23 protein-coding genes, 3 riboswitches and 1 other annotated feature are annotated in these 22,605 nt (G+C 35.7%); of the genes, 18 read left to right on the top strand and 5 right to left on the bottom strand.

Annotated elements, in window-relative coordinates:
- The first annotated feature begins 45 nt into the window (after positions 1 to 45).
- The gene (locus AC1DKZ_RS06175; RefSeq protein WP_476995800.1) at positions 46 to 1,026 is read left to right on the top strand and encodes a 2-hydroxyacid dehydrogenase family protein; all 981 of its coding nucleotides are present in this window, start codon (positions 46 to 48) and stop codon (positions 1,024 to 1,026) included.
- Between the two features lie 32 nt (positions 1,027 to 1,058).
- Here the strand turns inward: AC1DKZ_RS06175 and pssA are convergent, their stop codons facing one another.
- Positions 1,059 to 1,760, bottom strand: a complete 702-nt coding sequence (gene pssA / locus AC1DKZ_RS06170; RefSeq protein ID WP_002011698.1) for a CDP-diacylglycerol--serine O-phosphatidyltransferase — start codon at positions 1,758 to 1,760, stop codon at positions 1,059 to 1,061.
- Between the two features lie 182 nt (positions 1,761 to 1,942).
- Positions 1,943 to 3,829: an LTA synthase family protein gene (locus tag AC1DKZ_RS06165; protein WP_002086724.1), complete on the bottom strand. Its 1,887-nt coding sequence runs from the start codon at positions 3,827 to 3,829 to the stop codon at positions 1,943 to 1,945.
- Between the two features lie 253 nt (positions 3,830 to 4,082).
- Here AC1DKZ_RS06165 and AC1DKZ_RS06160 point away from each other — a divergent pair, with 253 nt between their 5' ends.
- The 12 genes from AC1DKZ_RS06160 (at position 4,083) to AC1DKZ_RS06105 (ending at position 15,088) form a co-directional block, all read left to right on the top strand.
- The gene (locus tag AC1DKZ_RS06160) at positions 4,083 to 4,478 is read left to right on the top strand and encodes a DUF3888 domain-containing protein (protein WP_016092994.1); all 396 of its coding nucleotides are present in this window, start codon (positions 4,083 to 4,085) and stop codon (positions 4,476 to 4,478) included.
- Positions 4,479 to 4,567: 89 nt separating this feature from the next.
- Positions 4,568 to 4,749, top strand: a riboswitch (Lysine riboswitch).
- A 180-nt stretch (positions 4,750 to 4,929) separates the two neighbouring features.
- Positions 4,930 to 6,246, top strand: coding sequence for a diaminopimelate decarboxylase (gene lysA / locus AC1DKZ_RS06155; protein WP_219301800.1), 1,317 nt, complete (start codon positions 4,930 to 4,932; stop codon positions 6,244 to 6,246).
- 117 nt (positions 6,247 to 6,363) lie between these two features.
- Positions 6,364 to 6,472: riboswitch (SAM riboswitch) on the top strand.
- A 71-nt stretch (positions 6,473 to 6,543) separates the two neighbouring features.
- The gene (locus AC1DKZ_RS06150; RefSeq protein WP_000116159.1) at positions 6,544 to 6,687 is read left to right on the top strand and encodes a YezD family protein; all 144 of its coding nucleotides are present in this window, start codon (positions 6,544 to 6,546) and stop codon (positions 6,685 to 6,687) included.
- A gap of 87 nt (positions 6,688 to 6,774) precedes the next feature.
- Complete coding sequence (locus AC1DKZ_RS06145; RefSeq protein WP_476995799.1) at positions 6,775 to 7,479, top strand: phosphoadenylyl-sulfate reductase; 705 nt, start codon at positions 6,775 to 6,777, stop codon at positions 7,477 to 7,479.
- A 39-nt stretch (positions 7,480 to 7,518) separates the two neighbouring features.
- Positions 7,519 to 8,655, top strand: a complete 1,137-nt coding sequence (sat, locus tag AC1DKZ_RS06140; protein ID WP_113937016.1) for a sulfate adenylyltransferase — start codon at positions 7,519 to 7,521, stop codon at positions 8,653 to 8,655.
- A gap of 12 nt (positions 8,656 to 8,667) precedes the next feature.
- Positions 8,668 to 9,261: an adenylyl-sulfate kinase gene (gene cysC / locus AC1DKZ_RS06135; RefSeq protein ID WP_002011691.1), complete on the top strand. Its 594-nt coding sequence runs from the start codon at positions 8,668 to 8,670 to the stop codon at positions 9,259 to 9,261.
- Between the two features lie 11 nt (positions 9,262 to 9,272).
- Positions 9,273 to 10,895, top strand: a complete 1,623-nt coding sequence (locus AC1DKZ_RS06130) for a nitrite/sulfite reductase (RefSeq protein WP_002193231.1) — start codon at positions 9,273 to 9,275, stop codon at positions 10,893 to 10,895.
- 10 nt (positions 10,896 to 10,905) lie between these two features.
- Positions 10,906 to 11,106, top strand: a complete 201-nt coding sequence (locus AC1DKZ_RS06125) for a DUF3906 family protein (protein WP_000366913.1) — start codon at positions 10,906 to 10,908, stop codon at positions 11,104 to 11,106.
- 84 nt (positions 11,107 to 11,190) lie between these two features.
- Positions 11,191 to 11,967 (top strand): uroporphyrinogen-III C-methyltransferase, encoded by a 777-nt coding sequence (gene cobA, locus AC1DKZ_RS06120; protein WP_002030683.1) that lies wholly within the window; start codon positions 11,191 to 11,193, stop codon positions 11,965 to 11,967.
- Between the two features lies 1 nt (position 11,968).
- Positions 11,969 to 12,721 (top strand): sirohydrochlorin chelatase, encoded by a 753-nt coding sequence (locus AC1DKZ_RS06115; RefSeq protein WP_002030685.1) that lies wholly within the window; start codon positions 11,969 to 11,971, stop codon positions 12,719 to 12,721.
- A complete protein-coding gene (locus tag AC1DKZ_RS06110) occupies positions 12,696 to 13,313 on the top strand; it encodes an NAD(P)-binding protein (RefSeq protein WP_002166092.1) in 618 nt (205 codons plus the stop codon). Before AC1DKZ_RS06115 ends, AC1DKZ_RS06110 begins: the two co-directional genes overlap by 26 nt.
- 61 nt (positions 13,314 to 13,374) lie before the next feature.
- Positions 13,375 to 13,621 (top strand) — a binding site (T-box leader).
- A gap of 111 nt (positions 13,622 to 13,732) precedes the next feature.
- Positions 13,733 to 15,088: a sodium-dependent transporter gene (locus tag AC1DKZ_RS06105; protein ID WP_002086712.1), complete on the top strand. Its 1,356-nt coding sequence runs from the start codon at positions 13,733 to 13,735 to the stop codon at positions 15,086 to 15,088.
- 30 nt (positions 15,089 to 15,118) lie between these two features.
- On the opposite strand, the gene AC1DKZ_RS06100 is transcribed toward AC1DKZ_RS06105, so the two are convergent.
- Both AC1DKZ_RS06100 and AC1DKZ_RS06095 read right to left on the bottom strand, forming a co-directional pair.
- Positions 15,119 to 15,280 (bottom strand): hypothetical protein, encoded by a 162-nt coding sequence (locus AC1DKZ_RS06100; protein ID WP_002158647.1) that lies wholly within the window; start codon positions 15,278 to 15,280, stop codon positions 15,119 to 15,121.
- Between the two features lie 99 nt (positions 15,281 to 15,379).
- Entirely contained in the window at positions 15,380 to 16,654 is a 1,275-nt protein-coding gene (locus AC1DKZ_RS06095; RefSeq protein ID WP_476995798.1) for a murein hydrolase activator EnvC family protein, read from the bottom strand.
- Positions 16,655 to 17,145: 491 nt separating this feature from the next.
- Between AC1DKZ_RS06095 and gltP the strand changes: the two genes are divergently transcribed.
- The 3 genes from gltP to AC1DKZ_RS06080 all read left to right on the top strand — a co-directional run bounded on the left by gltP (position 17,146) and on the right by AC1DKZ_RS06080 (position 20,643).
- Positions 17,146 to 18,420, top strand: coding sequence for a glutamate/aspartate:proton symporter GltP (gltP, locus tag AC1DKZ_RS06090; protein ID WP_002086711.1), 1,275 nt, complete (start codon positions 17,146 to 17,148; stop codon positions 18,418 to 18,420).
- Between the two features lie 67 nt (positions 18,421 to 18,487).
- Entirely contained in the window at positions 18,488 to 19,006 is a 519-nt protein-coding gene (locus tag AC1DKZ_RS06085; RefSeq protein WP_002135200.1) for a ribonuclease FAU-1 family protein, read from the top strand.
- Between the two features lie 120 nt (positions 19,007 to 19,126).
- Positions 19,127 to 19,232: riboswitch (SAM riboswitch) on the top strand.
- A gap of 94 nt (positions 19,233 to 19,326) precedes the next feature.
- Positions 19,327 to 20,643: a Na+/H+ antiporter NhaC family protein gene (locus tag AC1DKZ_RS06080; RefSeq protein ID WP_476995797.1), complete on the top strand. Its 1,317-nt coding sequence runs from the start codon at positions 19,327 to 19,329 to the stop codon at positions 20,641 to 20,643.
- 68 nt (positions 20,644 to 20,711) lie between these two features.
- Here AC1DKZ_RS06080 and AC1DKZ_RS06075 read toward each other — a convergent pair whose 3' ends face one another.
- Positions 20,712 to 21,134 (bottom strand): GNAT family N-acetyltransferase, encoded by a 423-nt coding sequence (locus AC1DKZ_RS06075; protein WP_476995796.1) that lies wholly within the window; start codon positions 21,132 to 21,134, stop codon positions 20,712 to 20,714.
- 310 nt (positions 21,135 to 21,444) lie between these two features.
- On the opposite strand from AC1DKZ_RS06075, the gene AC1DKZ_RS06070 reads away from it, so the two are divergent.
- Positions 21,445 to 21,801 (top strand): lmo0954 family membrane protein, encoded by a 357-nt coding sequence (locus AC1DKZ_RS06070; RefSeq protein ID WP_002011676.1) that lies wholly within the window; start codon positions 21,445 to 21,447, stop codon positions 21,799 to 21,801.
- A gap of 44 nt (positions 21,802 to 21,845) precedes the next feature.
- Complete coding sequence (locus tag AC1DKZ_RS06065; protein WP_002011675.1) at positions 21,846 to 22,508, top strand: PspA/IM30 family protein; 663 nt, start codon at positions 21,846 to 21,848, stop codon at positions 22,506 to 22,508.
- Positions 22,509 to 22,605 lie beyond the last annotated feature (97 nt).

Genomic DNA, 22,605 nt, shown 5'->3' with positions numbered 1-22,605 from the left:
TTCTTACAATGAAATATAAGAGATATCATATTTTGTATAGAAGAGGTGTTAGTAGTGGCGAAAATATTAGTAGCAGGGAAAATTCCAGAAATCGGATTAGAATTATTGGAAAATCATGATGTAGAAATGTACAATAAAGAAGAATTAATTAGTGTAGAAGAGTTAGCAGAACGTGTAAAAGATAAAGATGCACTTTTAAGCTTACTTTCTACGAAGGTATCGAAAGAGGTTATTGACGCAGCACCAAACTTGAAAATTATCGCAAACTATGGTGCTGGTTACGATAATATTGATTACACATATGCTGGAGAAAAGGGTATTGCTGTTACAAATACGCCGAAAGTATCTACAGAGGCAACAGCAGAATTAACGTTTGCACTTCTTTTAGCAGCTGCACGTAGAATTCCTGAAGGTGATACGTTATGTCGTACAACTGGATTTAACGGATGGGCACCGTTATTCTTCTTGGGCCGCGAAGTGCACGGTAAGACAATCGGAATTATTGGCCTCGGAGAAATCGGGAAGGCAGTTGCAAAGCGTGCGAGAGCATTTGGAATGAATGTTTTATATACAGGACCAAATCGAAAGCCTGAAGCTGAAAGTGAACTGGAAGCGACATACGTAACGTTGGAAGAATTATTACAAACAGCGGACTTTATTACAATTAACTGTGCTTATAATCCGAAATTACATCATATGATTGATGAAGAACAGTTTAAAATGATGAAGAAAACAGCATATATTATAAATGCTTCACGTGGACCAATTATGAATGAATCAGCACTTGCTCATGCACTAAAAACGAATGAAATTGAAGGTGCAGCTCTTGACGTATTTGAATTTGAACCGAAAATTACAGAAGAGCTAAAAGGATTAAAGAATGTAGTACTTGCTCCTCACGTAGGAAATGCAACATTCGAAACACGTGATGCAATGGCTGAAATGGCAGTAAGAAATATTTTAGCTGTATTAAATGGTGAAGAACCTGTAACACCTGTAAATCAAAAAGTATTAGTTACAAAATAAAAAAGAAACCTTCCGAAATACGGAAGGTTTTTTTATTTTTCTTTATTCGCTTTTTTAGAAGGTCTTTGTCTAATAAATTGAGATAACATATACAAAATGTATAGTGGAATGGCAATGAATAAGAAAACAGAAATGTTGCCAAAACTTGTTTGGTACATTGTGATAATAATTCCAACTAAAAATAGTGTAATAATTATGCTATATCGTGGAATTGGTACATCTTTTAAACTTGGGATACGAACACGGCTCACCATTAAAAATGCGAACGTTACGAATACGGTAATGAGAACGATTTTTGGAATGGTATGTGAAAATAATGTTAAGAAAGCAACAAGCCCTCCTGCTGCAGTAATCGGAACTCCAGTGAAATATTTCATAGAAGTAGAAGATGGTGTTACATTAAATCGTGCTAAGCGATATGCTCCGAACAGAGGGAATAATCCCGCTATGTATAGTCCAATGATTCCGTAGTTGGAAAAAGATGTGTAATACATTAAAACAGCAGGTGCTGCGCCAAATGTTACAACATCCGCGAGTGAATCAAGCTCTTTTCCCATTTGTGAATCAACGCGTAATAAACGAGCGACACGACCATCAAGACTATCTAACATCATCCCGATCAGTACTAAAATAGCAGCTGATTTATAATATCCTAAAGATGCATAGCCGATTGACAAAAATCCGCTATATAAATTCCCGAGCGTAAATAAGTTTGGAATAGCTGCTCTATACAAAATCTGATCCCTTGCTTTCTGTTATAAATTCTTAATTAGTGTATGAAAGTTTACTTATTTTATCATACCATAAATTTCTTTCTCATACGAAAAAAATTCCCAATTTGTGAAAGATTGTATAGAAGAGAAATTTGAAAAATAAGTAAAAAAAGGAAGCAACTTTTGCAAAGTTGCTTCCTACACTATTCAAATTTCGTTGTCATCGTTCCGGTTTTATATCGATTGTTAGGATCAAATCGTAATAAATCTCCATAAATGAGTTTGTCGGATAATTTTAATTCTGTTTTTGCTTTTTCAATATAAGGCTGACATAGTGTTAAATCAGCTTCTTCACCTGTGCTTCTTTTATAGCACATATTTTTTGTATAAACATAATCTTCCGAAACAAAACTGCCGTCCCGCATTACCATAAGAGGGTCTTTTTCTTTCGTAAATAAGTCTGTTCCAAATTCTACGGATTGATTTGTTTTAATACCAAGTAAATGAAGTAACGTTGGTTTAATATCAATTTGACCAGATACTTTAGAGATGACCTTTCCTTCTTGGCCAGGCACATGAATAATGAGAGGGACGCGTTGTAATTGCATAGAATCAAACGGTGTAATAGCGTCTTTCCCAAGGAACTGAGCCATAGCTGCATTATGGTTTTCAGAAATGCCGTAATGATCACCATAAATGACAATAACGGAATTATCATATAGTCCTTCGTCTTTCAATTGTTTAATAAATAATTTAAGAGCTTCATCCGTGTAACGAACGGTTGGGAAGTAGCGATTTAAAACACCACTTTCGGAATTAAATTCATCAACATATTGATCTTCTGGATTTAGAAGAAATGGAAAATGATTTGTTAAAGTAATAAATTTCGTATAGAACGGTTGTGGTAAAGATTTTAACTTTGGAATAGATTGCTCAAAGAACTCTTTATCTTTTAATCCCCAACCGACAGACATTTGTTCCGTTCCTACGTAATCATTTAAATTAAAGTAACGATCATATCCAAGCGCAGGATACATTACGTCACGATTCCAAAACGTTTTATCGTTTGAATGGAAGACAGCAGAAGAATATCCGTATTTCTTTAATTGTTCTGGTGTGGCAGTGTATTCATTTGTTGCATGAGTAAAGAATACAGAACCACGGTCTAACGGATAAAGGGAATTTTCAACGATAAATTCAGCATCAGAAGTTTTACCTTGTCCCGTTTGATGATAGAAGTTATCGAAGTAAAAACTATCTTTTATAAACTCATTTAAAAATGGAGTAATCTCTTTTCCATTTATTTTTTTATTAATAACAAAACTTTGTGTAGATTCCATTGAAATTAAAATTACATTTTTACCTTTTGCAGCTCCAAATAAGTTTTTATCAACTTGCTTATCTTTTGAGTCTGTATAGTTTTTAATTTCAGAGAATCCATCGCCACTTGCAAATACACGTTCAGCCGAAGATTTAGATTGAAGTGTAATATCAAATAGATGATATGTGTATAAACCTAGATTTTTCACGACAGTTTGACGATCAAACGAGCGTGAGAACATTTGTGGTTTATATATAACTGAAACAACAATTTGTAGTGCTAATAATACTGTTACACCGCTAAAGAAAGTTCGCTTCTCAGAGCGAGAAAGGGGTGTTTTATCACCAAATGATGGGAATTTACGCGAAATAAACATTAAAATAATTGCGTCTGCAAATAAAAGTAATGTTTTATACGTAAAGAGTTCTTTTATACTCGTCCCTAAGTCAGCCATATTATTTGTTTGGAATAAAACAGGGAAAGTAACAAAATCGTTATAGAACCCGTAAAACATTGCATTTCCAAATAAAATAAATGACAGTATAAAACTAATTACAATAATAATTCGGTTTCGGTACTTAGATGCAAGTAAAGCGAAACCAAAAAATAAAAGTAACGAAGCTAGTGGGTTAATAAAAAGCATAAACTCTTCAAAGAAGTTATCAATTCTAATATCAAATGCTAGCTTGTACACAATATATGTTTTTATCCATAATAAAACGACTGCAACTAGTGCAAATCGCAGTTTTGGAAACAGATTTTGTAGCATAATATACTCCTCTCCTAAAAGCATGACGGTTCTTGTGAGCCGGTTTGATTAGCGCCTCATTTTATATATACGAACAGTCCTTTGTTATTATGTTTATTATACTATGAGTATCATTATACGAAAATAAAAGAGAGTTGTGGGCTTTTTTATAATAATTGAGTAGAAAAAGGGCAGTGGGAGACAATAAAACGGAGTTTCTATGTATGATAATTATCGTGCGCAAAAAGAATCGAGTAATAAAACGGAGGTTATAATGCGAAAATTATTATATTTTATAGTATGCAGTAGTGTTATACTTTTTGCTTCACCGAGTGTGTCGGTAGCACAATATGATGCACCCCTTATGGAAGATGCCCTTTATTCTGTTTTATTTCCAAAAATAAATAAGGCAATTGAAAAACAATATGGGAGCTTGAAGCCTTATCAATGTCCTAAAATTATTAGTTTAAAAAAAGTGTATAGTGGTACATATTTATTTCAAGCGAGTATTGAAGTAACGAAGTATGAACAGGTTGGTGGGAAAATTGTTCCACCATTTGAGAAGGTAACGATTACATTTAATAACGAAGAGGGCGAATGGGAAGTGACAAAGGTTTCAGTAAAGCGCTTACCAAATGATACAAAATTAAACTGTAAAAAAACAATATAAAAAATTGTTTGACAAATAAAATGGTCCTTTGGTATTGTTAATAGCAACAATTAGATGTTTGAAAATTAAATAGACTTACCTCATCTACTCTCAAAGGTAGAGGCCGCGATAGGAAAGAGTAAGCTATGGGAGATTTAGTGGAATCTGTGATCATAGGTTGAAAGGGACTATTGCCGAAATATAAGAATAACCATCTTATTCATATATTGGGACTGCATTGAATAAATGTAGTACTGTCATAAGATTTATTTTATGAAGAGCTATTTGGAGATGTTGATGCGGTTTCTTATTTTGAGAAGATAACAACTCGTTTATTTTTTCAATATATATTTTTCCTAATAAGAAACGCGTGTGAACATTGTTCCGCGCGTTTTTTGTCTATCTAAAAGCGTGCTGCAATGAATAGAAGATTGGGGTTATGAGTTTTAGAGGAAATAAGGGAGGAATTTAAATGTATTTACACGGCACAAGCCGAATCAATGGGCAAGGACACTTAGAAATTGGTGGGTGCGATACGACGCAGCTAGCAAAACAATACGGAACACCACTTTATGTATACGATGAAGAGTCTATTCGAGGAAAGTGCCGCGCGTTTCATCGTGCTTTTAAAGAAAGTGGTTTCTCTTATCAAGTAGCATATGCAAGCAAGGCGTTCTTGTGCATGGAGATGTGCCGAGTAGCTCGTGAAGAGAATATGTCTTTAGATGTTGTTTCTGGAGGAGAATTATATACTGCGCTCCAAGCTGGTTTTCCGGCATCGCGTATTCATTTTCACGGAAATAATAAAACAGAAGAAGAAATGATTATGGCTCTTCAGGCGAATATCGGTTGTTTTGTAGTAGATAATTTCTTAGAATTAGAAATCTTGCACGATTTAGCAATGCAACATGGGAAATTTGTGAACATATTAATCCGTGTAACGCCTGGAGTAGAGGCACATACACACGAATATATAACAACAGGTCAAGAGGATTCGAAATTTGGATTTGGTGTTTCAAATGGTCAAGCGATGCAAGCAATTGAGCTTGCCTTGCAAAAATCAAATTATAATGTGCTAGGAATTCACTCGCACATCGGATCACAAATATTTGAAACGGCTGGATTTGTTCGAGCAATTGAAGTACTCCGCCAATTTTTAGAAGAAGTGAGAGAGCGAACACATTATGTGATGAAAGTATTAAATGTGGGCGGAGGTTTCGGTATACGTTATACGGATTCAGATACACCGTTAACACTTGAAACGTATGTGCACGCTGTAACAAGTACGATAAGAGAACAATTTACATTATGTGAATATCCGCTTCCAGAAGTATGGATTGAACCAGGTCGTAGTATCGTAGGTGATGCGGGAACAACACTTTATACAGTCGGAGCGGTGAAAGAGATTCCTGGCATTCGGAAATATGTTTCAGTCGATGGTGGAATGACAGATAATTTAAGACCAGCTCTATACGGAGCCCGTTATGAGGCGATGTTGGCGAATCGAGGGAATGATGAGAATGAGGAACTCGTTTCGATTGCTGGGAAATGCTGTGAAAGTGGAGATATGCTGATTTGGGATATTAACTTACCGCAAGTTGCTTCTTCTGATTTACTAGCAATTTCTTGTACGGGGGCATATGGGTACTCGATGGCGAATAATTATAATCGTATTCGTAGACCAGCTGTCGTCTTTGCAAAAGGCGGGACGTCACAAATTGTCGTAGAACGTGAAACATATGAAAATATCATTGGGAACGATCGCATACGTATTAAAGAGCTGGTGTGAATGAGAAAGAAGGAGTTGTCTAGTAAAGGCAACTCCTTTTAAAAAAAGAAAAATAATTAAATATATCGGAAAACTAGGATTGAAAAAAATCAGAATTGTGATAAAATACAAATACAAAGCTTATCAAGAGAAGCTGAGGGAACTGGCCCTACGAAGCTCGGCAACCTGCTTATAGAAAGCAAGGTGCTAAATCCAGCAAAATGGAATCCATTTTGAAAGATAAGGTAAAATATATTACCGAACAGTCTTTTCGAAATGGGAAAGATTTTTTTTTGAATAAAAAGGGGGGCTGTTTGCGTGAGCGTACGGGAGCATTTTGATGAAGTATCTGAGAAAATTCAAGCGATGCTTGCTGATATGAAATATGGTTCCATTACAATTGTTGTGCAAGATGGAAAAGTGATTCAATTAGAAAAAAGTGAAAAGGTTCGTTTAAAGTAAAAAGCGCTGACTAGAAAAACTAGAGGCGGTTTTAATCTATTTTTAATAGGTTAAAGCCGTCTTTTTGCTTTTACAGGGGGAAAAAACATGTTGACGTACGAAACGTGGAAAGAAAATAGTGTTTCATTTTCTAAAGAAGATGAAACGAAAGGCGCGCTATCAGTATTAAGTTGGGCTTATAACGAATATAAAGATGAAATTGTATATGCATGTAGCTTTGGGGTGGAGGGAATGGCTTTATTGCATCTTATAAACCAAGTAAATCCATCTGCTAAAGTTGTATTTTTGGATACAAATGTTCATTTTCAAGAAACGTACGAATTAATTAAGAAGGTACGCGAGAGATTTCCTTCATTAAATATTATAGAAAAACAGCCAGAACTTACACTCGATGAACAAGCGAAGCTTCATGGAGAGAAGTTATGGGAAAGTAATCCGAATCTTTGCTGTAGTATTAGAAAAATTTTACCGTTAGAAAAATCATTAGCAGCGGAAAAAGCGTGGATATCAGGCTTAAGAAGGGAACAATCAGAAACGCGTAAGCATACACAGTTTATAAATCAAGATCGTCGTTTTCAATCTATTAAAGTTTGTCCGCTCATTCATTGGACTTGGAAAGAAGTTTGGCGATATGTATATAAACATAGTTTGCCGTATAACCCATTGCATGATGTTGGCTATCCGAGTATTGGGTGTGAGAAATGTACATTACCTGTAGGTGATGGTGGCAACTCAAGAGATGGAAGATGGGCTGGGAAAATGAAGACGGAATGTGGCCTTCACTTTCAATGAGATAGATTTTGAAATAAAGCTAAGAAGGGATATAAGAAGATGAGTACAACAAATGAATTAGTAAACCGCATTGATGAAACATATGAAATATCGAACATTGTAAAGGAAATCGAGATAGACAAAATTGCACTTAGTGATTTAGAACTTTTGGCGACAGGAGGATATAGCCCTCTTACAGGATTTTTAGGGGAGAGAGATTATGATTCAGTAGTAGAAACGCTTCGTTTAGCAAATGGTAGCGTATGGAGTATACCGATTACACTACCGGTAACAGAAGAAGTAGCCGAGAAACTGCAGGTTGGAGAGGAAGTAAAACTTGTCAACGCCGGAAATGTATATGGTGTTATTCAAATAGAAGATATTTTTGTACCAGATAAAGAAAAAGAAGCGTTACTTGTATATAAAACGACGGATGAAGCACATCCAGGGGTGAAAAAATTATATGAACGACCAAACGTTTACGTTGGAGGAGCTATTATTCTTACAAAACGCTTTGGAAATAATCCGTTTCCTTCTTATCATTTAGATCCAATTGAAACGAGAGAAGAATTTAAAAAACGCGCTTGGAAAACAGTAGTTGGATTTCAAACGAGAAACCCAGTACATCGTGCCCATGAGTATATTCAAAAATCTGCCCTTGAAATTGTAGATGGTCTCTTTTTAAATCCGCTCGTTGGGGAAACGAAGTCAGATGATATTCCTGCTGATGTAAGGATGGAAAGCTATGAAGTATTACTTCAAAACTATTATCCGAAAGATCGTGTCTTTTTAGGTGTATTTCCTGCAGCAATGCGTTACGCAGGACCAAGGGAAGCGATATTTCATGCACTAGTAAGAAAGAACTTTGGTTGTACCCACTTTATTGTAGGGCGTGATCATGCTGGGGTAGGGGACTATTACGGAACATATGAAGCGCAGGAAATCTTTACGAATTTTACAGTAGAAGAGTTAGGGATTACGCCGTTATTTTTTGAACATAGTTTTTACTGCACGAAATGTGAAGCAATGGCTTCAACGAAAACATGTCCGCATGGAAAAGAAGACCGTGTCATCTTATCGGGTACGAAAGTACGAGAAATGTTAAGGAATGGTGAGATTCCGCCAAGTACATTTAGTCGTAAAGAAGTAGTGGAAGTGCTAATTAAAGGTTTGAAAAAAGAAGTAGTAACAGAATAGGGAGAGAATGAGATGGATACGAATATTACTTGGCATACAGCTTCTGTTTCAAAAGATGAGAGAAGAGTGAAGAATGGGCATCACAGTTTTGTAGTTTGGTTTACTGGTTTATCAGCTTCGGGTAAATCTACAGTAGCGAATGCGGTTGCTCGCAAACTGTTTGAAAAGAATATCGGAAATTATGTGCTAGATGGGGATAATATTCGCCAAGGTTTAAATAAAGATTTAGGTTTTTCTGAAAGTGATCGCATGGAAAATATAAGACGTATTGGTGAAGTGGCGAAGTTATTTGTAGATCAAGGAACTGTTGTCCTTACAGCGTTTATTTCACCATTTCGAGTAGACCGAAAACAAGTTAGGGAACTATTAGCTGCAGATGAGTTTATAGAAGTGTTTGTAAAATGTCCAATTGAAGAGTGTGAGAAACGTGATCCGAAAGGACTTTATAAAAAGGCGAGAAAAGGTGATATTAAAGAGTTTACAGGTATCGATTCACCGTATGAGGAACCAAAACAAGCAGAATTAATTGTAGAAACGCACAAGTATTCTATTGAAGAATGTGCAGAGCAAATTGTGAAGTACTTACAAGAGCGTAGTTTCATATAGGGGGATAAAAGATGAGTTATGAAAAAGTGTGGGCTAATAATGAAAAATTAAATCAAACAGAGAAAAAGAAATTAGAGAAAGACGGATTAGAAATCTTTAATGATATTCCTTACTATGCGGAGAATGGATTTGAATCTATTCCGAAAGAAGAGTGGGACGCTTTTAAATGGGCGGGATTGTATTTGCAAAGACCGAAAGAAGCGGGCTATTTTATGATGCGTGTCAACATTCCTTCTGGAATTATTACAAATGCGCAGGCAGAGGTGCTGGCTTCCATTGCTGAAGATTATGGGCGTGATGTGTTAGATATTACGACAAGACAGGCGATTCAGTTTCATTGGTTAGAAATTGGGCAAATTCCGGATATTTTTAAGAGGTTAGCTAGAGTTGGTTTATCTTCAGCAGGGGCATGCGGTGATATTACGCGTAATATTACAGGAAATCCACTTGCTGGAATTGATGCGAATGAACTATTTGATACAACATCGATTGTTAAAGAAATATACGATTACTTCCAACATAATGAAGAGTTTTCTAATCTACCACGTAAATTCAAAATGTCTATTAGTTCTAACATTTATAATTCAGCAAATGCAGAGATTAACTGTGTGGCGTTTACACCTGCTACGAAAGAAATAAATGGTGAAGAAAAGGTTGGGTTTCATATAAAAATAGGCGGAGGATTATCAGCTCGTCCATACTTAGCGGAAGAATTAGATGTATTCGTTTTACCAGAAGAAGTGAAGGCAGTGTCGATTGCGATTGCTACTATATTCCGTGATTTTGGATATCGTGAAAAACGCCACTTAGCACGTTTGAAATTTCTTGTCGCTGACTGGGGCGCTGAGAAATTTAAAGAGAAACTAGTAGAATACACAGGCCCATTGCAAAGTAAAGGGGAAAGTGCTCTCAAAGGATGGAATGCAGGATACTTTTATGGCGTTCAAGATCAAAAACAAGCAGGATTAAAGTATGTCGGCTTTAATGTACCAGTAGGGCGTTTACACGCAGAGGAAATGTTTGAGATTGCAAGAATTGCAAAGAAATATGGAAACGGGCAAATTCGAACTTGTAACTCACAAAACTTCATTATTCCGAATGTTCCGCCAGAAAATGTTGCAGGATTATTAAGTGAACCGTTGTTTGAAGCAATTTCAGCAAATCCGAAATCGTTTATCGGTCATGCGGTTTCATGTACTGGCATTGAGTATTGTAATCTTGCGCTAGTAGAAACGAAAGAAAGATTACGCAAAATCGCAGAGTACTTAGATACACAAATTGCACTCGATGTTCCAGTTCGAATTCATATGGTAGGATGCCCGAACTCATGTGGTCAACGTCAAATTGCTGATATTGGTTTGCAAGGGATAAAACTGAAAACGAAGGAAAAGGGAATCGTTGAGGCGTTTGAAATATATGTGGGCGGAACACTATTAGACGGAGGAGCATATAACGAAAAGTTAAAAGGGAAAATAGATGGAGAAGATTTGCCGGATGTTCTCGTGTCCTTTTTAAGTTATTTCCAAAAGAATAAATTACTAGCCGAAACGTTTTATGATTTCGTAGGACGTGTTGGAGTGGAAGAATTACAAATTGTACTAAATCGTGTATTAGAAGAAGTAATAGCATCTTAGGAGGGGCAATATGGACTTATATCGATTTGAAGCTGTATTAGTAAATAGTATTGTTCCAATTGTTGTCGTTGCTCAGAGTGAAGAACAGGCATTTAAGCTTGCGGAAATTGAGCTTGAAAAACATTTTTTACCGTTACCAGAAGTGAAAGAGATTTCTTTGTTTGAAAAAAAGAAGATTCGAAAAGGGGCGGCATTTGTTATTCATGAGTAGAGAACATGTAATACGAAATAATAGTAACTTCCATTCGTGATGAAGAGTGGAAGTTTCATTTTATAGTAGAAATGAGGAGAGATTATGGGGAAGGTTTATATCGTCGGGGCGGGTCCTGGTGATCCGGATTTAATTACTGTCAAAGGGTTGAGATGCATCGAGAAGGCTGATGTTATATTGTACGACCGTCTCGTAAATAAAGAATTGCTTTCTCATGCAAAGCCTGAAGCGGATTTAATTTATTGCGGGAAACTCCCAAATTATCACACGATGAAGCAAGAGACAATTAACACATTTCTTATTAAATATGCGAAAAAAGGAAAAGTTGTAACGAGACTTAAGGGCGGAGATCCATTTGTATTTGGAAGAGGTGGAGAAGAAGCTGAAGCGTTAGCGAAGCAAAGTATCCCATTTGAAATTATTCCTGGTATTTCAGCTGGTATAGCTGCTCCTGCTTATGCTGGAATTCCAGTAACGCATCGCGATGCAAGTGCAAGTTTTGCTGTTGTGACAGGGCACCGGAAAGAAGGGGCTGAAGAGGAAGTGAAGTGGGAAAGTTTAGCGAAAGGTGTAGATACATTAGCGGTCTATATGGGGGTTAGTAATTTACCTTACATATGTGAACAACTAATAAAACATGGAAAAGATCAAAGTACACCTGCCGCTATCATTGAGTGGGGAACGACATCTATGCAACGTACTGTTACAGCGACGTTAGGAACAATTGTAGATGTTGCCAAAAAAGAACGAATTCAAAATCCAAGTATGATTGTTATTGGAGAAGTTGTCCGTTTTAGAGAAAAGATACATTGGTTTGAGAAACAAACGGAAAATGCATATCAAGTAAGCGGAGTATTGTAAAATGAAGGCTGTTATATATATATGTCATGGAAGCCGTTTGAAAGCAGCAAAAGAAGAAGCGGTTGCATTTATTACGTCATGTATGAACCGTGTAGAGGCAAATATTCAAGAAATTTGTTTTTTAGAGCTAGCGAATCCTTCTATTGAAGAAGGATTTCGTACATGTGTGAAGCGTGGTGCTACAGAGATTGTCGCTATTCCTGTTTTTTTATTAGCGGCAGGACATGTAAAGAAAGATATTCCGTTTGAATTACGAAAGTTAAACGAGGAATATCCGGATATCAAAATAGTGTATGGTAATCCATTTGGTGTATCAGAAGTGCTTGTAAAAGCGGTATATAACGGAAGTGGTATTAAAGACTATAAAGAAGAAGTAACACTTTTGCTCGTTGCAAGAGGGAGTAGTGATCCGGAAACTTTACAAGACATAAAGTGGATTTCTTCTTTATTTCAAAAAGAAGAGAACATTAAAGAGGTGGAAGTTTGTTATTTAGCAGCCGCGGAGCCGAAGTTTGATGAGAGGTTGAAAGAAATTGTAGAACAAAAAGAACGGAACATTGTTGTGTTACCTTACTTATTATTTACAGGCTTACTCATGAAACATGTTGAGAAAGAAGTGCGTCAATATGAGTCGGAAGAGATAAAAATAAGTCCCTATTTAGGAAAGAATGTAGCGTTTCGAGAGATGTTAATTCAGAAAACAGAGGAAATATTGAAGGGAGATCAATATGTATCCACTTACAGTGCGAGTTGATAAGAAACGTGTTGTTGTCATTGGTGGAGGGAAAGTAGCGGGGTTTAAAATTATTCCTTTACTAAAACAAGGTGCGGATATTGTTGTAGTAAGTACAGAATTAGATGCAAATTTAGTGAAACTTGTAGAAGAAAAGCAAATTCGTTGGTATCAAAGAGAGTATGAGAAAAGTGATATTAAAGATGCTTTTTTAGTAGTTGCAGCGACTAGTGATTCGGTACTAAATGAACAAATTGCTGAAGATGCCGCAGTGAATCAATTGGTAAATGTTATTACGAATCCGGAAAGTGGAAATGTTCATTTTCCGGCGGCAATTCATCGTGGATTGCTTAATGTAGCTGTTTCTACTGGAGGGGCAAGTCCGAAACTTGCAAAAAAAATTCGTGATGATATCGCAAATAAATATGATGAGAAGTATGAATCGTATCTTGATTTTTTATATGAAGTTAGACTAAAAGTGAAAGAATTACAAGTAGAGAAAAGGCAAAAAAATATATTGTTACAAGAAGTATTAAAGTCGATATATGTTCAAAGTGAACAAAAAAGAGAGCTTTTTTTACAAGAATTAGAGAGGGGAATTTATATAGGATAGTGAGTGAATTGTGCTTTACAAATATAAAAATATAATTTATAATCACAAGTAACTTCAAAAGATGAAATCGATGAGCAAGAAGAGTACGTATATTTGATGCGTTCAGAGAGCTGGGGTAAGGTGTGAGCCCGGTACGATAAAATATACAGAATGGGCTTGCGAGAGGTATGCTGAACATTGCAGTAGGCAACCCGGGTTCCGCCGTTAAAAGGATAGGGTATCGGAATTTTCCTGTACCTGAACAAGTGGGATTTATTGATCCAATTGAGGTGGTACCACGGTATTCTATTACATATATCGTCCTCTACATGCATATTTGCGTGTAGGGGACTTTTTTATTTTCTAAAGGAGGTGTGCGAGTATGAAATGAAAGTGTATAATTGATAAAAGTTATAATATTCAGAAAAGGAGAATTTATGATGAAAGAAACACAGCAATGGACGTCGAAAATTGGCTTTGTACTCGCAGCAGCCGGAGCCGCAGTAGGTCTTGGTGCAATATGGAAGTTTCCATATGTTGCAGGTAATGGTGGGGGAGGCGCATTCTTCCTTGTATTCTTACTATTAACTTTATTTATTGGTATGCCTCTTCTTTTAGCTGAATTTGTTATTGGCCGTAGTACTCAAAAAGAGGCCGTTACAGCTTATAAAGTATTAGTACCGAATAGCAAGTTATATCCTTGGATTGGTCGTATGGGGGTTGTTACTTGTTTTAGCGTACTATCTTTTTATAGTGTTGTAGGTGGATGGATTTTACTTTATTTATACTATAGTGTCACAGGTAGTTTCTGGAACGGAGTAGTCGATTATGGACAATTGTTTGCTGAAACAATTTCAAATCCAGTAAGTGCGATTGGGGCGCAATTCATCTTTATGCTTTGTACGATTTTTGTTGTTAGTAAAGGTGTGGAAAAAGGCATAGAAAAAGCAAGTAAGTACATGATGCCGTTATTATTCATTTTATTTATTGCTATCATTATTCGTGCGTTAACACTTGATGGTGCTATGGCTGGGGTAGAGTTCTTCTTAAAACCAGATTTTTCAAAGCTTACAGCAGATACGATTTTATATGCGATGGGACAATCTTTCTTCTCACTAACGGTAGGTGCCTCGGTAATGGTAACGTATAGTTCGTATTTAAAGAAAGAAGAGCATTTAGCTAAATCAGCAACATCTATTGTAAGTTTAACTGTATTTATTACAGTACTTGCAGGATTAGCGATTTTTCCGGCGATTTTCGCATTAGGAGTTAAACCGACAGAAGGACCAGGGCTACTGTTTATCGTTCTTCCTGCTGTCTTTGCAAAAATCCCATTTGGACAATTTTTCTTCATTATGTTTTTAGTGTTATTCTTCTTTGCGACTTTAACATCTGCGATTTCAATGCTTGAAATTGTAGTAGCATCTGTTGCGAAAGATAATGAGAAGAAGCGTCCGTCAGCTTCGTTATTAATTGGTATTCTTATTTTTGCAGTTGGAATTCCATCAGCGTTATCGTTTGGAATTATGAGTGATGTAAAAATATTTGGTAAGACATTCTTTGATTTCGTCGATTTCTCGGTAAGTAATGTATTACTGCCACTCGGAGTACTAGCCATTTCGCTATTCGTACCAAATAAAATGAGTAAAGAGTTATTAATGAAAGAATTAGAAGTTACGGAAACGAAAGGGAAAACATTATTTAACATTTGGTTCTTCTTACTTCGTTATGTTATTCCGGTAACTGTAATTATCGTATTTTTAAATGCGGTAGGCGTATTTAAAATATTTGCATAATAAAAAGACGGAGAAATCTCCGTCTTTTTATTATGTTGTAGAAGTATTTAATAAGCGATTATATGCTTTATAAGCTGTGACAACTGCGATAAATGACCCAATTAAAAATAACGCTGAGCCGCCGAATGTAAATAACCGGCCGATGTATGTTTCTCTAGCTTCTTCTATTTCTTCTTGTAATTGTGTATTCATATTTATCACCCCGCAAAATATAGGCATTTAGTTGTAGTTTATGTAAAACGCCTAAAAAGTGTGAAGTAGTAAAAAAAAACTCGGTATGCACCGAGTTTTTTATAATCCGATATAAGGAGACGGGTCAACTGCGTTTGTCTTACCAACATTCCATTCCCCAATATGAAGTTCGAAGTGTAAATGTTGTCCGTAAGATTGACCGGTATTTCCCATAAAGCCAAGTTGATCGCCTTGTTTCACAGTTTGTCCATTGGATACAGAGCGGCTATTCATATGTGCATACACTGTCGTATATGTTTTTCCGTTAACACGGTGAGATAAGTAAACAACGTTTCCGTAACTAGAGGATAATTCTGAACGGATAACAACGCCATCTGCAGCGGCAATAATTGGAACTGTTCCCGAAGCTGCGATATCGATTCCTTTATGGTTATCTAAAGAACGTGCGCCGAATCCAGAAGTTTTTGATCCAGCGGCTGGCTTAATAAATCCACCTTTGTTCGTATCTTGCGGTGTTGGTGCGGATTGTGTGCTTTCTTTAGCATTTGCGGCGGCTTGTTTTTTTGCTTCCTCAGCCTTGCGTGCCTCTTCAGCTTTCCGAGCTTCTTCTGCACGTTTTTCTTCTTCAATTGCTTTTTGAACAGCTTGACGCTGGTTTTCTAAAATACCTTGTGACTCTTCTAATCCTTCAATCTCGGAATCTACTTTTGATACTTTCGTATGTAGATCTTTAATAAGAGTTTGTTGCTGTTGTTGATTACTTTGTAACTCTTGTTGTTTTTGTACTAATTTTTGCTCGGATTCTTTCAATTGTTGCTCTTTTTTCTCAACAGCTTCTTTTTCTGTCGTCACAGCATTCTGATCACTTGTTTGCTTTTTCACAATATCTGTATCGTTATTTAAAATTAAGCTTACAGAATACATATTATCAACAAGATCGGCAATATTTGCAGAACTTGTTATTACTTCTGTAATGATACTCGTACGAGGCTTTTCTTGCATAGATTGTAGTCGTTGTTTAATAACTTCCTGCCGTGTATCTATGTTCGTTTGTAATTGCTCTATATGTTTCTTTTTTTCAGTAATAACTTGCTGTGTGTTGCTAATTTCTTTTTTTGTATCGTTTAATTCAGCTTCGTTTTTATTAATAGAAGTAGTTAATTCGTCGATTTTCTTTTGTAATTCCTGGATTTCTTTTTCTATTTGTTCTTTCTCAGCTGATTTATTTTGTAAGTCATTTTGTTTGCCTTCTAATTCGGATTGAATATTAGATAATTTATTCTCATTCGTTTCAGCGTATACGGGTGAAAGTAACGGGGAAACGAAAATCGTTCCAGCTGCTAAAACACTAAATGCTGCAAATTTCTTTTTCATGGTTGTCTTGCTCCTTTCCCTATGAATGTTATATATCATAAGAAGAAGAGTGTCTATCGTTGTAATCATAATGTAAAGAAAATTTTATAATTTTGCTAAGTTTTGTCGGAATTTAGTATCTTTTCGTAGTGTTTGTCATAAATTTAAAATTCTTGAATGTATAGAAAAAGATATCAATTTCTATATTTTTTTGAAAAACATGGGAAATGATGGAATTTCCTATAATGAAACAGTATTTTAAAAACCTATCAATCACTAGTAAGGAATCGATTTCATGTAAGGTTTTCTGACATGAAGTTTGTTTTTGTCAAGAAAATTATTTGCATTCGTGCAAACTTATTTTGTTGTCAGATTTTAAATTTTGATTTATGATTTTCAACAGGGACAAAATGTAGTGAATTGTCGAATAATATGTAATACTCTTAATTTCAAGTTTTATAGAGATAGAATGAGAGATAGAGTGACACATCGAAGAGGGGGTTACCACAAGTATGAAAAGAATAGGACTTGCATGGCAAATTTTAATAGGACTTGCGCTTGGTATTGCAGTTGGGGCGATTTTCTTTGGCAATCCGGAAGTGGTGAAGTACTTACAACCAATTGGTGATATTTTCATCCGATTAATTAAGATGATTGTTGTACCGATTGTTGTAGCGAGTATTGTTGTTGGGGTTGCTGGTGTTGGCGATGTTAAAAAGTTAGGTCGACTAGGCGGAAAAACAATTATTTACTTTGAAATTATTACAACGATTGCAATTGCTGTCGGTCTATTAATAGCAAACATTTTCCAACCTGGAAAAGGCGTTGATATGGATAAGTTAACAAAAACAGATATTTCTAAATATACACATACGACAGAGCAAGTACAAAGTCATTCGTTCGCAGATACGTTTGTAAATATTGTTCCGACGAACATTATGAAATCATTAGCTGAAGGTGATATGCTTGCTATTATCTTCTTCTCAGTATTATTTGGTTTAGGTGTAGCAGCAGTTGGTGAGCGTGGCAAACCAGTTCTACAATTTTTCCAAGGTGTAGCAGATGCAATGTTTTATGTAACGAACCAAGTTATGAAGTTTGCACCATTTGGTGTATTCGCATTAATTGGTGTTACAGTTTCTACATTCGGATTAGCTTCATTAATTCCATTAGGGAAATTACTCATTGTAGTATATGGGGCAATGATCTTCTTCGTTGTAGTTGTATTAGGACTTACAGCGAAAATCTTTGGAATAAACATTTTCCAATTCTTTAAGATTTTAAAAGACGAGCTGATCTTAGCGTATTCTACAGCAAGTTCAGAAACGGTTTTACCGAAAATTATGGAGAAAATGGAAAAGTTCGGTTGTCCGAAAGCAATTACATCCTTCGTTATTCCAACAGGTTATTCATTTAACTTAGATGGATCAACTTTATATCAAGCAATTGCGGCAATTTTCTTAGCTCAAATGTACGGTATTGAATTATCCATTACACAACAAATTACGTTATTACTTGTATTAATGGTTACATCAAAAGGTATCGCGGGTGTACCGGGCGTATCATTCGTTGTATTATTAGCAACACTTGGTACAGTAGGTATTCCAGCTGAAGGTTTAGCGTTTATTGCAGGTATTGACCGTATTCTTGATATGGCTCGTACAGCAGTTAACGTTGTAGGTAACTCTTTAGCGGCTGTAGTTATGTCTAAGTGGGAAGGTCAATATGACGCTGAAAAAGGACAAGCCTATTTAAAAGAGATATCTGAAAAGGGTCAAGCGGCTTAATTATGATTTGAAAAGCTCTCACATATTATGTGAGAGCTTTTCTATATGTAGAAGAGGAGCGGACGTAATGAAACGTAAATATGGTGACGGTTCTTCGTGGAAGCGACTAATAGAGAAGGACTATAGGGTTAAGCAAGTAGAGGATGGAATGTTAGGAATACTGGACATAAAAAAAGTGAGAGAACCTAGTCATAAAGAATACAATGGTAAACAGCTTTGCATTGCAGGTGATGGGTATACATGGATGCAATATTTTATAAACGGGAAAAACTTTGCAATTACAGCTATGTTAGACAATCAAAAACAATTAGTACAATATTATATCGACGTGACGAAAGAATATAAAATAGACGAGCGTGGTTTACCTTATTTTGATGATTTATATTTAGATGTAGTATTGTTACCGAACGGTGAGATCTATGTACTGGATGAAGACGAGTTAGAGGATGCCTATAAAATTGGTGATGTTACAAAAGAAGAATATGAGTTAGCGTGGAATACAACAAAATGGATTATCGCGACGATAAAAAATAGAAAATTTTATTGGATCTCAATATTGGATAAAGAAATCGAAAAGTTAAAATGATTGATTTATTCATATTTTTGTATAATTACCAAAAAAATCTATACAAAAAATAATTGACTTTTGTTTTGTAAGCGAGTAAAGTTAGGAAAGAAATTATTATTAAAAAATAAATATGAAACCTTCTTATAAAGAGAGGCGGAGGGACTGGCCCTACGATGCCTCGGCAGCGGACTCGATTTCAGAGTGCTGTGCCAAATCCAGCAAGCATGTGCTTGAAAGATGAGAAGAGTGTTTCTTATAGATGTATAAGACCTCTTCTCGTTGGAAGAGGTCTTTTGTTATTCATTAGAAAAGGTTGAAAACTAGGGAGAGATGATACTTTGAAAGAAACGAGAGGAAATGGTTTAGCTTTATTACCACTTGGAGTATTTTTGGCGCTATTTATTGGTTCTGGAATTATTACAGGTGATTTCTATAAATTGCCGATACTCGTAGCAATTTCAATTGCTGTAGGAATTGCTTTAGTGATGAATCGTAAGGAAAGCTTTAATGTGAAAGTAGAACGATTTGCTAAAGGTGCAGGAAATCCTGATATTATGATCATGGTTCTGATTTTTGTACTTGCAGGGGCGTTTTCTGAAACAGCAAAAGGAATGGGCGGAGTTGATTCCACTGTTAACTTAGCGTTATCTATTTTGCCACCAGGATTTATCGTTGCTGGAATTTTTGTTATAGGGGCATTTATTTCATTAGCGATGGGAACTTCAATGGGAACAATTGCAGCACTAGCACCAATTGCTGTAGGGATTAGTGGGCAAACTGATATCTCAATAGCACTTGCGATGGCTACTGTTCTGGGCGGAGCGATGTTTGGTGATAATTTATCATTTATTTCAGATACAACAATTGCTGCTGTTCGTTCACAAGGAACAGAAATGAAAGATAAGTTTAAAACGAACTTTTTAATTGTATTACCAGCCGCTATTATTACAATTGTACTATTAGTAATAATTACTTTAGGAAGTGATACACAAGTTAAAGCCCATAGTTTTGACTGGATAAAGATTTTACCGTATGCAGGAGTACTTATTACAGCACTACTTGGCTGGAATGTACTTATTGTGTTAACTGGTGGAACAATATTATCAGGTGCTATCGGCCTTATAGATGGAAGTTACACGTTAGAGAGTTTCTTTAAAAGTGTAACGACTGGAATGGGCGGTATGATGGAGCTAGTACTACTTGCTATATTAATCGGTGGTATGGTTGAACTTATCCAATATAATGGTGGCATTCAATATTTAATGAATCTTTTAACACGTAATATTCGTTCGAAAAAAGGAGCAGAGTTTGGTATTGCTGGCTTAGTGAGTATGACGAATATGTGTACAGCAAATAATACAATCTCTATCATTTTTACAGGTCCGCTTGCGAAAAATATTGCGGATCAGTATGAAATTGATCCCCGTAAATCAGCGAGTGTACTGGATCTTTTCTCTTGCTGTGTACAGGGGTTAATCCCATATGGTGCTCAAATGTTAACAGCGGCAGGATTTGCTGCGTTATCTCCGGTCGAATTGTTACCATATGCATTTTATCCAATTTTAGTTGGAGTATGTGGAATCATTTCTATATTAATTGGTTTCCCGAGATTTTCTAAAGTGGCGGAAAAAAAAGAGTATCATAAAACTGCATAACATAAAGAGACATTTATTATTAGCAGTTGAAAACGCTCGGAGAACATTCTCTGAGCGTTTTTTATTATTTATAAATCCTTTTTCAAATAGTAGTGTTTATAATCTCTTCCTACGTTATCGAGGATACCATACTCTTTATAACCATATTTTTTATAGAAATCTAATGCTTGAAAGCTTAAAGTGTCAACTTTTATAAAATCACAATTTCTTTCTAAAGCGATTTTTTCTACTTCTAATAACAGTTTAGTTCCATACCCTAATGCACGTACATCTTCATCGATGATAAAAGAGTGAATCTCTAACCAATTCCAACAGACTTCACCTAATATTCCCCCGCATATTTTACCATTTTCATCTTTAAGAAATAAATGAATCTCTAAGTATCTGTCTCTTAAATCAGATGGAAAGTGCTTTAAATTATATTCATAAAGCTTATTGTTTATATAGTTTTTAGCGGCGGTATTGATTTCTTTCGTAATGTGTAAATTCATGATATATCCCCTTTAATTTAAATGTAGCCTTCTGATTTATTTTAACATAATTTTCTTAATAATATATTTATTGCGATTTAATAAACGTTTGTATGTATTGCTAATTTTTTGGACGCGCAAGTTGAGATTTTCATCCGTTATTGAATAAGAATTTTTCTGTATCTATACGCATCGCATACATGTTCGTTTTGCAAAAGGCTGAATTTAACTCAGTCTTAAGTCTGAGTTAAAAACGGTTCTTAAGCTCGTTATGAAAAAATGAAAAAATAGTTAAGATAAGAGTATCAAATCGAAGGGAGGCAAGCACAAGATGAAACAATTTCTAGCGTTTATCGCAGCCGGTATTTTGGCTTTAATTGCTCTTGGTAGTCTTGCTGGTATTGTAGGATTCGCCATTGGAGCAGGAGTTGTGTACTGGAGCTATAAATCATTTGTGCGAGCTAAATCATTCTTTGGAAAGTTAGCTTGGGGTATTGTTGGTTTAATCGGTTTGTCCATTGCACTTTCTCATTCCCCAGCATTAATCGGTATCGCAGCATTAGTAGTTTTATACTACGGATACCGTGAGTGGAAAAAAGGAAAAAATGTAGTTGTTGATTCTGCTCCAGAAAGTGCTAAACCATATAGCAACTTTGAAGATGAGTGGAACAAGTTAATGAAAAACTAATATAAAATAAATCAAATTATAAAGTAGAAGAGAGGAAGATTATAATGAAACAATCTTTATTCGGACGTGTACGCGATGCAATTTTAGCTGATTTTCATAATGTGTTAGATGAGAAAGAAAGAAAAAATCCAATTGCTATGTTAAACCAATATTTACGCGATAGTGAGCGTGAAATAACAAAAATTGAGAAGTTAATTCAGCGTCATAAAACATTAAAATCTAACTTCGCTCGTGAGCTTGAGCAAGCACGTTATTTCGTTAATAAAAGATCAAAGCAAGCTATCATCGCACAAGAAGCAGGCGAATTGCAATTGCATGAACGTGCATTAGAAGAAGTAGCGTATTATGAAGGGCAAGTAACTCGCTTAGAAGAAATGTATGCTGGTGTTGTAGAGCAAATTGATGAGTTAGAGCGCCGTCTTTCAGAAATGAAAAATAAATTAAAAGAAATGAACGCAAAGCGTATGGAATTAATGGCACGTGAAAATATGGCGCATGCAAACCGCCGTATGAATACTGCTATGCATAAAATGGATGAAAATAATCCGTTCTTACGATTCGAAGAAATTGARGATCACATTCGTGACATAGAGCTTCGTATAAATGAAGAGCATGAGCGTGATACATTTGATATGAAAATTGCAAAACTAGAGAGTGAAATGAAAGAGAAAAATGAAGTATCGTTAACGAAAGAAGTAACAAAATAATTGTAGTATATAATAAAACAGGCTTATGATATAGTGATAGGAGAAAAGGTGTTGGAAAGCAATGCCTTTTCTTCTATGTATATGTGACAAGGAGGGG

The organism is Bacillus sp. 05T21 (assembly GCF_056396785.1).
The sequence above is the reverse complement of the archived record's forward strand: the minus strand, read 5'-3'. Positions and strand labels throughout refer to the sequence as shown.

Bases quoted from the DNA above. Each gene is read 5' to 3' on its own strand.
- AC1DKZ_RS06165 (WP_002086724.1), bottom strand. From the start codon at position 3,829: ATGCTACAAAATCTGTTTCCAAAACTGCGATTTGCACTAGTTGCAGTC.
- AC1DKZ_RS06160 (WP_016092994.1), top strand. From the start codon at position 4,083: ATGCGAAAATTATTATATTTTATAGTATGCAGTAGTGTTATACTTTTT.
- lysA (WP_219301800.1), top strand. From the start codon at position 4,930: ATGTATTTACACGGCACAAGCCGAATCAATGGGCAAGGACACTTAGAA.
- AC1DKZ_RS06145 (WP_476995799.1), top strand. From the start codon at position 6,775: ATGTTGACGTACGAAACGTGGAAAGAAAATAGTGTTTCATTTTCTAAA.
- sat (WP_113937016.1), top strand. From the start codon at position 7,519: ATGAGTACAACAAATGAATTAGTAAACCGCATTGATGAAACATATGAA.
- cysC (WP_002011691.1), top strand. From the start codon at position 8,668: ATGGATACGAATATTACTTGGCATACAGCTTCTGTTTCAAAAGATGAG.
- AC1DKZ_RS06130 (WP_002193231.1), top strand. From the start codon at position 9,273: ATGAGTTATGAAAAAGTGTGGGCTAATAATGAAAAATTAAATCAAACA.
- AC1DKZ_RS06125 (WP_000366913.1), top strand. From the start codon at position 10,906: ATGGACTTATATCGATTTGAAGCTGTATTAGTAAATAGTATTGTTCCA.
- cobA (WP_002030683.1), top strand. From the start codon at position 11,191: ATGGGGAAGGTTTATATCGTCGGGGCGGGTCCTGGTGATCCGGATTTA.
- AC1DKZ_RS06115 (WP_002030685.1), top strand. From the start codon at position 11,969: ATGAAGGCTGTTATATATATATGTCATGGAAGCCGTTTGAAAGCAGCA.
- AC1DKZ_RS06110 (WP_002166092.1), top strand. From the start codon at position 12,696: ATGTATCCACTTACAGTGCGAGTTGATAAGAAACGTGTTGTTGTCATT.
- AC1DKZ_RS06105 (WP_002086712.1), top strand. From the start codon at position 13,733: ATGAAAGAAACACAGCAATGGACGTCGAAAATTGGCTTTGTACTCGCA.
- AC1DKZ_RS06100 (WP_002158647.1), bottom strand. From the start codon at position 15,280: ATGAATACACAATTACAAGAAGAAATAGAAGAAGCTAGAGAAACATAC.
- AC1DKZ_RS06095 (WP_476995798.1), bottom strand. From the start codon at position 16,654: ATGAAAAAGAAATTTGCAGCATTTAGTGTTTTAGCAGCTGGAACGATT.
- gltP (WP_002086711.1), top strand. From the start codon at position 17,146: ATGAAAAGAATAGGACTTGCATGGCAAATTTTAATAGGACTTGCGCTT.
- AC1DKZ_RS06085 (WP_002135200.1), top strand. From the start codon at position 18,488: ATGAAACGTAAATATGGTGACGGTTCTTCGTGGAAGCGACTAATAGAG.
- AC1DKZ_RS06075 (WP_476995796.1), bottom strand. From the start codon at position 21,134: ATGAATTTACACATTACGAAAGAAATCAATACCGCCGCTAAAAACTAT.
- AC1DKZ_RS06070 (WP_002011676.1), top strand. From the start codon at position 21,445: ATGAAACAATTTCTAGCGTTTATCGCAGCCGGTATTTTGGCTTTAATT.